10 protein-coding genes are annotated in these 11,954 nt (G+C 41.7%); 7 read left to right on the top strand and 3 right to left on the bottom strand.

Annotated features, from left to right (window positions below; translation table 11 throughout):
* Window positions 1-136 precede the first annotated feature (136 nt).
* From AB4407_RS03820 to AB4407_RS03810, 3 genes are read right to left on the bottom strand one after another with little or no spacing between them, the layout of a single operon-like run.
* The gene (locus AB4407_RS03820; protein ID WP_372118782.1) at window positions 137-1,492 is read right to left on the bottom strand and encodes an FUSC family protein; all 1,356 of its coding nucleotides are present in this window, start codon (window positions 1,490-1,492) and stop codon (window positions 137-139) included.
* A 12-nt stretch (window positions 1,493-1,504) separates the two neighbouring features.
* The gene (locus AB4407_RS03815; RefSeq protein WP_372118780.1) at window positions 1,505-2,365 is read right to left on the bottom strand and encodes an HlyD family secretion protein; all 861 of its coding nucleotides are present in this window, start codon (window positions 2,363-2,365) and stop codon (window positions 1,505-1,507) included.
* 10 nt (window positions 2,366-2,375) lie between these two features.
* The gene (locus tag AB4407_RS03810) at window positions 2,376-2,588 is read right to left on the bottom strand and encodes a DUF1656 domain-containing protein (protein WP_060466791.1); all 213 of its coding nucleotides are present in this window, start codon (window positions 2,586-2,588) and stop codon (window positions 2,376-2,378) included.
* Window positions 2,589-3,060: 472 nt separating this feature from the next.
* On the opposite strand from AB4407_RS03810, the gene aspT reads away from it, so the two are divergent.
* The 7 genes from aspT (at window position 3,061) to AB4407_RS03775 (ending at window position 11,910) form a co-directional block, all read left to right on the top strand.
* Window positions 3,061-4,776, top strand: coding sequence for an aspartate-alanine antiporter (gene aspT / locus AB4407_RS03805; protein ID WP_372118777.1), 1,716 nt, complete (start codon window positions 3,061-3,063; stop codon window positions 4,774-4,776).
* 162 nt (window positions 4,777-4,938) lie between these two features.
* The gene (locus AB4407_RS03800) at window positions 4,939-6,537 is read left to right on the top strand and encodes a bifunctional aspartate transaminase/aspartate 4-decarboxylase (RefSeq protein WP_372118774.1); all 1,599 of its coding nucleotides are present in this window, start codon (window positions 4,939-4,941) and stop codon (window positions 6,535-6,537) included.
* A gap of 200 nt (window positions 6,538-6,737) precedes the next feature.
* Window positions 6,738-7,595, top strand: coding sequence for a pyridoxal kinase PdxY (pdxY, locus tag AB4407_RS03795; RefSeq protein WP_372118771.1), 858 nt, complete (start codon window positions 6,738-6,740; stop codon window positions 7,593-7,595).
* Window positions 7,596-7,812: 217 nt separating this feature from the next.
* Complete coding sequence (locus AB4407_RS03790) at window positions 7,813-8,985, top strand: patatin-like phospholipase family protein (RefSeq protein WP_372118864.1); 1,173 nt, start codon at window positions 7,813-7,815, stop codon at window positions 8,983-8,985.
* An 88-nt stretch (window positions 8,986-9,073) separates the two neighbouring features.
* Window positions 9,074-9,427, top strand: a complete 354-nt coding sequence (locus AB4407_RS03785; RefSeq protein ID WP_372118861.1) for a hypothetical protein — start codon at window positions 9,074-9,076, stop codon at window positions 9,425-9,427.
* Between the two features lie 158 nt (window positions 9,428-9,585).
* On the top strand, window positions 9,586-10,494 hold the full coding sequence (locus tag AB4407_RS03780; protein ID WP_372118768.1) for a LysR family transcriptional regulator: 909 nt from the start codon (window positions 9,586-9,588) through the stop codon (window positions 10,492-10,494).
* Between the two features lie 255 nt (window positions 10,495-10,749).
* Window positions 10,750-11,910 carry a BamA/TamA family outer membrane protein gene (locus AB4407_RS03775; protein WP_372118766.1) on the top strand — a complete coding sequence of 387 codons (1,161 nt, stop codon included), beginning with the start codon at window positions 10,750-10,752 and terminating at the stop codon, window positions 11,908-11,910.
* Window positions 11,911-11,954 lie beyond the last annotated feature (44 nt).

Genomic DNA, 11,954 nt, shown 5'->3' with positions numbered 1-11,954 from the left:
TGGATGCTATCCTCACTTAGAAAGAATTAGCATTAATTGACTGATTTATAATGATTTTCAATAGATACAAAAACGGCCTGCGAAGTAAATATACTTGGCAGGCCGTTTTGTTATGAGAGATTTAGTGCATCCTGTTCTAAGCGGTTACTTTTACTCTGAATAGATCAGTAAACAGCTTCGCGATCATTAAAATGATCAAGATATTCACCAGCATCAACAGTGGCGTTTCTATTCTATAAACAGGAGTGAGGTTAAGTGCTCCAGATGTAAGAACAACCAACAAGTTGATACCCAAAATTCGATGTATCATGAGCTTAGGTGTCGCGAACACTTTCCATATGACCATAATGTTAAGGAAGTAGAATAGCCCAAGTTCCCAGAGTTCTGTCATTAATGGCATCACAAAGATGTATTGCAATAGAATCACCGATCCTGTGCCCAATACGCCATAGAAGGCATCCTTAATAACGCTTGGTGGCATGGTCGGCACCATAGAAGAGAATACACCGGCAATCATAGGGAAAATAAAACCACCCGGCATTGGAAGATATATCCATACTAATAACGACGTTACGAACATCGACATCCCTTGTAGGACCTTGCGCCCGTCTTCATTCAAATGTTCAACAAACGTGCGATGAGCATGATGCCAAGACACTTCTTTATGATTGCCTAGTACATTGAGTTTGCCCTCAACAAGAGATTGATCTGGTGTTAATACATCGAACGTCTTCAAGTTGTGAGCAAGAACTGTCCATTGGATGCCCAAGTCAGATTCGCTGTTACTTTGTTTGAGTAGTGTATCTTGGATATGCGCCATTTCATCGATACGCAAACGCCATGTTTGGATATTCTCTTTAAGGTGGTAACTTCCGGTCAGTGGGAGATCTAAAAGTTGATACAGCTTATCAATATTTGCGGTATTGCTTTCAAGTGCGGCAATGTCGATGTCGTTTGTTTTTTCCATCGCATCTAATAAGGCTTGTTTACTTGTTTCGAAACGTTGTACAAAGTTGAGTTCAGTATTCACAGGCCACACGATGCGATACACAATAGAGAAGACGACAACACCTAATAGTGTTTCTTGAAGTCGAAGTACAGCAAAGTGAAAAGTGGTTTGGCTATCAAACCCGCCCATACAAGAAATAATCGAACAGACGGCGAAACCAATAGAGAACACATAACCATATTTCTCGTCACTAGACATAAAAATGCAAGTGCCTAAGAACAAGGTAAAAAATGTCAGAAACAAAAATCTGTCTTGTGAAAACATCGCAATGAGGAAAAAGGCATAGCCGGTCCCTAACAAGGTCCCCATTAACCGATTATGACCTTTGTTTATTGAATGGGCGAAGCTTTCGTTCAACGCCATCACTGCAACCGCAATCGCTGCCCAATACGGTTTCTCCCATTGAAACCAAAGAGCAAGGCAAATTGCGATAACAATAGAAAGTGCGGCTTTGATCGCTTCTTTAGTTGATGCATTGAACATAGAAACACCCAATTATTTAATGATTTTGATCGAGGCTGTCATACCAACACGCAGTTGCACGTCTGCAGGTACTTTATCTAACTTAACTTTAATAGGGATGCGTTGAGCGAGACGTATCCATTGGAAGTTTGGATTCACGTTTGGCAATAAATCATTACCTGTGCTGCCTTCTTGTTTAGCGATACCAAAGCCAATACTTTTGATATGGCCTTCTAGTTGAACATTGTTGTGCATCATAAGTGTTACGTAGGCCTTATCTTGAGCATCAACGCCGACCAGATCGGTTTCTTTGAAATAACCTTCAATCCAAAAGCTATCTTCATCAATTAACGCAACCACAGGTGAATTCGCGACAACTTGAGAGCCCACGCGTAAGTTCAAGTTAGTGATGTAACCGTTAGTAGGCGCGTATACCTTGGTGTACTCAAGATTCAGGTGTGCTTCTTCGACGTTCGCTTTTGCTAGTTCGACATTCGCGGCGCTTGTTTCTACAGCGTTGTTTAAGTTATTTAGAGTAAGAACGGGTACGGCTCCGGGCGTTCTTTTCTCTAAATTCAAGGCGCGTTGTTCTTCATTTTTGGCTTTGGCGAGTAGGGCAACCGCTTGTTTTTGAGTGGCAAGCGCTTTTTTGTAGGTCGCGTTGTAAATACTCGGATCGATTTCAAAAAGAAGATCGCCTTTGGACACCTGTGAGTTGTCGTCCACGTGCACTTTGACCACTTGCCCGGTGACGCGAGGTGTGATTGAAACAATGTATGCGCTGACTTGACCGTCTCTAGTCCACGGATTGCTTGTATAAGATTGGTAGTAGTTGTAAGCCACAGAACCAGCAGTCGCAACTAATAACAGTGTGATGAGATAACGTTTGATCACGGTAAGTGCCTCAAAAAATGGTAATAAAATGGCCGATAGCGCCAGTAAAAATCACGATTAAGCTTAGTTCTGCTATTGCAGGTAAGGCGACATATTTATGTACTCCAAGCCTTGTGGCGATTGACCCAGTTAAGATTGTTAACATGTAAGCCAATGCAATAACCAGTAACAGCGGTGGGAAGTAGACTTCGCCCCACACGAGTTCATGTGGCATTGTATTCATGGTTCTTTTCTCTATTCGTTTGATGAATACAAAGATAACGGAATTCGATTTATTGTGACAATCGCTTATAGAGGGTCAGATCCATCAAAAATCTGACTTTATGAGGTGACTGTGCTCACCACGTCTTTTTTGGTGCCCTAAGCCAGTACAACGAGAGCTGATAGGTTATGTTTTCTGGGGGTATAAACATTTTTCAAAATTTATTTCGAAAATAATCGACTTTTACTATCGTAGACTAAATCCAGTAAAAGCAATCACTTTAGATGGAAATTACACTTCAATATTTATCCAAATAGTCAAAGTGATGATTTGATCCATCAAATGGGATTACATAATAAAACCTTTTGTTCTTAATATTTGGTTCGAAGCAACGAGATGCTTTATTTATTATTGAATAATCCAACAAATATCATTATTAAGTTATTCGTTAGATTATTTACTCCTTATATTCAGTAACAAGAGTAAATTTGTCATGGACATTATTTCTAATCTGTTTGACATGGCACCATTTGTCGCACTATTTATTACACTCTCATTGGGTTATATGGTTGGTAAAATTACTATCGGCCGATTTGTTTTAGGCGGGGTAGCCGGAACATTATTAATGGGCGTAATTATTGGGCAATTTGGTGTCAATATTGATCCCGGCGTAAAAAGTATTTTCTTTACGCTCTTTATTTATGCTGTAGGTTATCAAGGCGGTGCTCAATTCTTTAAAGCACTTAACTTCAGAACCATTAACATTCTGCTCTCCGCGGTTGTTATGACGGTTTCAGGTTTATTGTGTGTGCTTGCCGCTGCGTGGTTATTTGACCTAGATAGAGGTACAGCTGCAGGTCTAGCGGCTGGTGGCTTAACTCAATCTGCGATTATTGGTACTGCAGGCGATGCGATTGCACGTTTAGGTGGTGTATCGGAAGAAGCCAAACACCTGATGCAAACAAACGTAGCGGTTGGTTACGCGGTAACTTATATCTTTGGTTCTTTAGGGCCAATCTTGATGGTGACTTGGGTATTCCCAACGCTCATGAAGTGGGATATCCGATCTGAAGCTATCGCACTAGAAGAGAAAAACTCAGACGGAAAACGTGATTTAGCAGACGGCGAATTCAACGCAGTCACCGCTTTAGTGACACGTGCTTTTAAAGTAACTCACGACGATAAACTAGTTGGAAAAACACTGGCGCAATTGAACCAATCATCACTTGCTGCGTGTATCGAACTTATCGAGCGCGACGGTAAAGAGCTGAGTGCAGACAAGTTCACAGCGCTTAAAGCAGGCGACCTTGTTGTGGTTACCGGCCGCAGAAACGCGGTTCATGAACTACAGAATAAGGCACAAAGCAATGAAGTAGCATTACCGGAAAGCTATGAAGTTATTGAAGAAAATCGTCAACTAATCGCTGATAACCGCAAGCTGATTGGTCGTTCGTTAAGAGAGATAAAAGATAGCTCAAATCAAAGTTCGTTCCGTGGTGTGTATGTTACAGACTACATGCGTGCTGGTACTTCAGTGGCTATTACCGAAGACCTTATTGTTGAGAAAAACGACGTTATTCAATTAACCGGTACCGCTCAAGACATCAACCGAGTTGAAAAACACATCGGTAAGCGCATGGGGTCAGCAACCATGACTGACTTTGTTATTCTTGGTTTGGGTATGGTTGTTGGTCTGCTCATTGGTTTGATCAGCTTCAAGATTGCAGGTATTCCCGTAACGATTGGTTCTGGTGCAGGTTGTTTGATCTCTGGTTTATTCGTTGGTTGGATTCGTAGCCGAAACCCTCATATTGCACAATTCCCAGCGGGAGCTGTGAGCTTTATTCGTGACTTTGGTCTGGCAGCTTTCGTAGGAATTGTGGGGTTGCAAGCAGGTCCTCAAGCGGTTGACACCATTAAAGAACACGGTATGTCATTGTTGTTCTTGGGTATGGCAGTCACCATCATTCCACAGATTATTTCATTCTTCTTCTCGTACTTTGTATTGAAGATCAAGAACCCAGTAGAAGCGTTAGGTTGTGTGACTGGTGGTCGAAGTGCAAACCCAGCATTCGCAGCATTGATGGAAAAAACAGGTAATGCAACGCCAGTATTCTCTTTCACTGTAACTTATGCCGTAGCCAACGTGTTACTGACGCTATGGGGACCAATTATCGTCGGTATTATTACCGTTAATGCTGGTATGTAATTACAAAATACCAATTCATTACAGATTTAAAAATAACCAAAAATATCAATTTATTAAAAGTCCTAACCAATAACGACATTAGATGGGACTGAATAATCACGCTTAAGCAAAACGCTTCATTCTAATTGAAAGTGTTTAATATTAAATTATTAGGTAAATATCATGACTACACAAAATACTACTATCGACTTTTCAAAATTCGCTGATTTAAGCCCATTTGAATTAAAAGACAAATTAATTGAAGTTGCTCAAGCAGTGCCAGATCGCGCTTTACTAGACGCCGGTCGTGGCAATCCAAACTTCCTAGCAACATTGCCACGTAAAGCGTTTATTCGTCTTGGTGAGTTCTCTGTTAATGAAGCAGAACGTAACTATGCGTACCTTGGGGGTGATTTCGGCGGTATCCCTGATGGTGTTGGTATTGTTGAGCGTTTCGATACGTTTGCTAAAGAATACTCAAACGACAAAGGTGTTCAGTTCATCGAACGCGCACTAAGCTACGCAAAAGATCGTTTAGGTATCGAAAAGCAAGTGTTCTTGAATGAACTAGTGAACGCGTACTTAGCGTGTAACTACCCAGTACCACCACGTATGTTGACTAACATTGAGAAAGTGGTGAAGCAGTACATTGCAGAAGAGATGTATGGCCCGGTTCCAATGACCACAGACTTCGACTTGTTCGCAACGGAAGGTGGTACGGCATCAATGACCTACACATTCCAAACGATGTTCAACAATGGTTTATTGAAAAAAGGCGATAAGGTGGCGCTAATTACGCCAATCTTTACGCCTTACCTTGAAATCCCAGAGCTTTCTGAGTACGAGCTAGAGATCGTTGAGCTACGTCTTGATGAGACCACTTGGCAGCTACCAATGTCTGAAGTCGAGAAACTGGCAGATACAGACATCAAACTACTTTGCGTAGTTAACCCTGCTAATCCAGCATCAGTGAAATTCTCTAACGAGACTTTAGAGAACCTAACAAACTTTGTGAATGAGCAACGCAGTGACCTATTCATCATCACTGATGACGTATACGGTACATTTGCCGATGACTTCGTTTCTCTATTTGCAAAACTACCGTACAACACACTTTGTGTTTACTCGTTCTCAAAGTACTTCGGTGCAACAGGCTGGCGCCTTGGCTCGATTGCGATTCAGCACAACAACGTGTTCGATGATGCAATGCGCAGCCTACCAGAATCACGTCAACTGGAACTGGATGATCGTTACAAAACGCTAGACCCAGAACCGCGTGGTATTAAGTTCATTGATCGTATTGTTGCAGACAGCCGAAGTGTGGCACTTAATCACACAGCTGGCCTTTCACTACCACAACAAGTTCAAATGGCGCTGTTCTCATTGAACTGCCTAATGGATTCAGAGCAAAACTACAAAGAATCGTGCAAACGCATTATTCGCGAACGCTACAAAACTTTGTACAAAAACATGGGTATCGAAATTGAAGAAAACAAAGATCGTGTGGACTACTACACATTGCTTGAGCTCGACACTTTGGGCGGAAAATTGTACGGACCAGCATTCGTTGAATGGTTCAAAGCGAACGAGAAGGGCAAAGACTTCTTGTTCCGACTTGCACACGAAACTGGCGTTATCTTGCTTCCAGGCAAGGGCTTCGATGTAGTACACGCTTCTGTTCGTGTATCGCTAGCTAACCTGACTCACCATGAATACGAACTGATTGGCCGTGCAACTCGTAAGGTGTTGGACGAGCACTACGTTGAGTTTCAAGGCGCGTAAGCTCTAGTCAGGCTTAGAATCGAATACATGATTCTAGGCCAGCTATGTTCAAATCCTTAAGAATAAGCCTCGGCGATGTCGAGGCTATTCCGACCAAATAAGCACAGTGTTCAAGTAGCTATCTATGGGATGCAATCGTTGTGTTTATTTAGTCGTCTTATCTAAGTAATCAAATCCATTTCAAACTGAAAGAGCGACGCATGAAAAGCATTATTTCTATTCAATCTCACGTGGTTTATGGGCATGCAGGCAACAGTTCTGTGGTTTTTCCAATCCAAAGAATGGGACTCGATGTGTGGCCAATCCATACTGTTCAGTTCTCTAATCACACTCAATATCAACAAGGTTGGACTGGGCAAACATTTGGCTCAGATGATATTCGAAACTTGATTCGAGGCCTAGACAACATCAACGCGCTGAAAGACTGCGGTGCGATCCTATCGGGTTATCAGGGAAGCGCAGACCAATGCAAAGCGGTTGCTGAGTCGGTTAATCTAGTTAAAGAAAAGAACCACAGTGCACTCTATATTTGTGACCCTGTAATGGGTGATCCAGATAAAGGTTGTATCGTTGAGGATGGCGTTAAAACAGCCATTACCAAACACTTGCTTCCTATTGCCGATGTCATCGTGCCAAACCAATTTGAGCTGAGCGAATTGACCGGTATCAAAATCCACTCGCTTTATGATGCGGTTACAGCCTGTAAGAAGGCACTGGAACTTGGGCCAAAGATGGTGCTTGTGAAGCATTTGCACTCATTACCCGATGATGCGTTCAGCATGATCCTCGCAACGAAAAAGGCATGCTATTTAGCTCAACGACCGAATATCGAATTTGATAAACAGCCAGTTGGTGTTGGCGACCTTATCTCAGGCTTATTTACAGCGGGATTAATGAAAAGAATGTCTCCGGTGGCTTCATTCCGTCATGCCAACAACGCGGTTTATGGTGTGTTGGATCTGACTAAGAGCTATGGCACTTGGGAGCTACAAACAATCAATGCTCAGTATGAATTTGTAGAGCCTACCCACGATTTCAACGTGGTCAAAATAGGCTAGAGCGATTGACTCCAACAGTGCTTAAGGTCAAGTAAGGGGGCGACTATTCGATGGGTAGCGTCCTACAAACGAGATTACGAGTTAAGCCGGATACTCGCTATATTACGACCACAAAGAGATGGACTTCACTTTATCCCTAATCTTTCTGTTTTTTAACTTTATTATTTATTAAACAGAGACTCTGAATCAATTTAGAGACTACTAAATGAGCCTAAATATGAACCGTCTAATCTCTTCGGGTCTTACCGTTGCTTTGTCACTCTTGGTAGTGGCTTGTAGTTCACATCACACACTGGATGTACGCGTAAACAAAGACAATTACAAAGAAGTCATTGTAGAGGATGCATCATCAGTAGCAGAGCCACTGCGTATTTGGGCGAGTGAGTCGCCAAACTTCTTATACTCTCCAGCAGATCAAACCACGCCGATTACTGTGTCAGATGACCAATTGAACATTTTGGCCTTGTCGGGAGGTGGTGCTAACGGAGCTTTTGGTGCCGGTATCTTGATAGGGCTTGAAGAGTCAGGCCAGCTAAAAGATTACTCCATTGTGACAGGAATCAGTGCAGGCGCGTTAATGGCACCGTTTGTGTTCATCGGGGGAGATGCGTTCTCTAAGATGAAGGACGTGATGTTGAACATAGACGATAAATCCGTACTCGGTAAAAAGAATTTTTTGAACACCGTCTTTAAAGATGCGTTTACTGATGGCGAAAACTTGTACCAGTTTATTGCTGAGGCGTTCCCTGAACCCATGATTGAGCAAATCGCAGCGCGACATCGCAGCGGCAAACGTCTGTTTATTGGTAGCACTCATTTTGATTCTGGTGAGCTTGTCATTTGGAATGTAGGTGCAATAGCAAATAGCGACATGCCAGATAAGTCTGAACTTATATATAAGGTGTTGGCCGCAAGTGCGTCTATTCCTGGTGTGTTCCCACCGCAGTTCATCGATGTAGAACATGAAGGCGAAGTTTTTGAAGAACTGCACGTCGATGGTGGTTTAGCGACTCAAGTGTTCTTCAATCCCTCAAACTTCGACTATCAACAGATCTCAGATGCACTTGGGTTAAAAACACCACCACAGCTCGATGTTATTCGAAATGGCGCGCTGAAAGCACCGTATCACTCGTTGAGAGATAAGGGACTCGATTTGGTCGCAAAGAGCGTATCAAGCCTAACGCTTGCACAAACGCGTGGTGACTTATATCGAATGAAATACATCAGTGAAATTAACAACATTGATATGCAATTCACCTACATCGAGCACGACTTTGGTTACGCCAAACGAACCAAAGACATGTTTGATGAACATTACCTATTAACTATATACGAATATGGTTATCACAAAGCAACTCAGGGGAAACCTTGGGTAACCGAATTACCTTGATTAGGGATATTAAAGAATGAAAAGAACAGCATTAACGCTACTTATCTTAGCAACGTCTAGCGCTGCAATGGCACAAAACGCAACCTCAATGGATCAGCAAAAAGTCGACAACGACATGTTACAACTGGCCGACGTTCAGCAAGAAGCGGCGCTAATTATGGTCGAAGAGGGTTCAGACTACGTGGCGATTGATTATATTGGTCAATGGGTTGAGGTGAACAATTACGTCACACACAAAGAAGCCAAAGAGCGACAGCTTCAAAAGAGCACCAAGAAATACATTTACTCTAAAACGGGTGAAACTCTAGAGTCTATTGAGCTGCGTATTGCTGAGCACATTCAAGCAGATCAACCTAAATATTTCAGTGTCGATGTTTACCGCAATTACCATGGTGACTCAGGCGACTTTAACTACCTAGCTCGAGTTATCGAATACATTTAAGTTATTCGTTACACGTCAATGAAATAACCTACTGACTTAAGTAGGTTTTTTTGTTTCAACCAGACGAATTGATTTCAATATTATTACTTTGAAAAAGTAGATATTTCGTTAACTTGTGATAATTTAAATACATAACAACTAAAAGTAAGCACAACAAAATGAATTTTAGCATTGAACAACTTCTCGCGTTCGTTACCGTTTATGAACAACTGTCTTTTAGCAAGGCTGCCGTTAAGCTTAATAAGCACAGAACGACAATCGGACAGGTGATTACGAACCTTGAAGACCAACTCGCAGTAAACCTTTTTGAAAGAGTAGGGCGATCGGTTAAGCCGACAGAGGATGGTCATCACCTTTATCATTATGCTAAGCAAACGATTGAACAAGCACGAACTTTCGACAAGGTCGCTTTGAGCTTGTCTTATGGCGGATTGGAAAGTATTACTTTTGCTTATTCAAGTGTAATACCTCACCAAATACTTGTGGATATTCGAAAGAAGTTACGTCGTGATTTTCCAATGATGCGAGTAAATTTTCTAGTCCGAAATAAAAAAGACATTAAGCAAGGCCTTGAAAGTGGCGAGTATCATTTTGGACTGGTCAATGTGCATGACAGTCGTGGAATACACAGTTTTGATGCCACTTTTTTAGGCCATATAGAATTTTTCCCTTTCGTTCAAAAAAATGGCGAGTTTTCGTCTTTGGCAAAAGAAGATGTACTTTTAGCGCTAAGAAATACGAAGCAGTTTGTCTTAAAATCCTTCATTGAAGAAGGAATGTCCGAAAAAATAACCGTGAGTTCTGACAATGAAGAAGTCGACCAATTAGCGTTAGTTATCAAAATGGTTGAAGCTGGTTTAGGGTGGGCATTGCTACCAAAAACATTTGCTTATTCTGAATTTTCGCATTACGACGTTGAAGCTATACAATCATCTGAAATGGAACATGGTTTTAAGTTTGGCTTTGCTCTTTGGTGCAATCATTCTAAACAAACAAGTGAAGTGAAGTTATCGATCTTGTCTATTATCAAAGAACACGTCACTCAAGCGTTAAAAAGAGATGAGTGAAAAAGAGTACATTGTTATCTTTTCGATAACGGCTCATTTTGTATGAGCCTTTTTTATATCTATTATCTGCATATTAATTTCAGTTGTAGGATGACACCCTCTATATGAGAGTAGGGGAAACGTATAAATAGAACTATTCTACTTGTGCTGGCGAGGAACTCTCTTGGCAGTAAAAGTTCTTAATTTCAATGTTTATTGCACGGAAGCAAACTTTCGACCGAGGCTCGCGCCTCGGTTTTTTTTGAGGCAATTTATATGAACCGTTGTGGTGTGCTTGCACTATTCTCAAGCTCCTTATTAATATCTTTAACTGCTATGGCATCCTTTTACGACCCTGTGGATGGTCAGTTTGATATGGGCCATCACATTGCAGAAAACGCAACGGGGTTTTTACCTATACCTATACTAATTACCGAGCCTGCGGTGGGCTACGGTGGTGGTGGTGCTGGATTGTTTTTACACGAGAGCGAAGAAGAAAAACGAATTCGTAAAGAAGCAGCGTTAAAGGCTATTGATGGTGGTGCGCAACTTGTTCCATCTGCGATGAGTGTTGTTGGTGCTTTGGGAACTGAAAATGAAACCTGGTTTTTTTTTGGTGGCCACAGACGTTCATGGATGAATGATTCAATTCGTTATATTGGTGGCGGCGGTTTTGGTGTTGCGAATATTGATTTGTATAAGCAACTTTCTTTGGGTGGGAAAGAGCTGGACCTTAAGTTTGGCACATCAACTTCAGTGGCCGTACTTTCACAAAAGGTACAATTTAGAATTGGGGATACGCCATGGATGATTGGTGTAAAACAGCTTTTGGCTAAATCTAAGATCGAAGCTGATAATCGTTTGGTCGATAAGTTAATGGAGCTTACGCTAGGCAATGAATCAGTGACATCGGGCTTAGGTATTGAAGCTGAATTTGATACAAGAAACAACTTGTTTTACCCAACAAAAGGATACCGATTTTCTGCAGACTACATGGTCTTTGATGATGCGATTGGCAGTGATTCAAATTACAGAAATCTAAATGTTGAAGCGGAAGGTTACATTCCAGTGTCTGAAAAGTGGACACTTGGTTTAGCGGGTAACTATCAAAATTACGAGCAAGGTGATGGATTTGTGTCTCCAACAGCTAAGCCATATGTTGAGTTAAGAGGTGTCTCCTCATTTCGCTATCAAGGGGATGAAATTGAAACCCTCCAAGGGCAGCTGACCTACAGTATTAGTCATCGTTGGAAAGTGTCAGGCTTCTATGGTTCAGGAAAAGCAACGGAGCTAGCTGATCAAAGTAACAAGGTGAATGCAGGAGGTGTCGGTTTCAGATACCAAATCGCTAGACGTTACGGTTTACACCTTGGTATGGATTATGCGCAAAGCCATGAAGAACGCGCTATCTACTTTAATATAGGCAGTGGTTTCTAGAACTACTAAATCGGTTTGATTTTTTCTAATAAAAAAGGCGCTAA

The organism is Vibrio sp. 10N.261.46.E11 (genome assembly GCF_041472735.1).
GTDB lineage: Bacteria > Pseudomonadota > Gammaproteobacteria > Enterobacterales > Vibrionaceae > Vibrio.
This window is presented reverse-complemented; position numbering and strand designations above follow the sequence as displayed.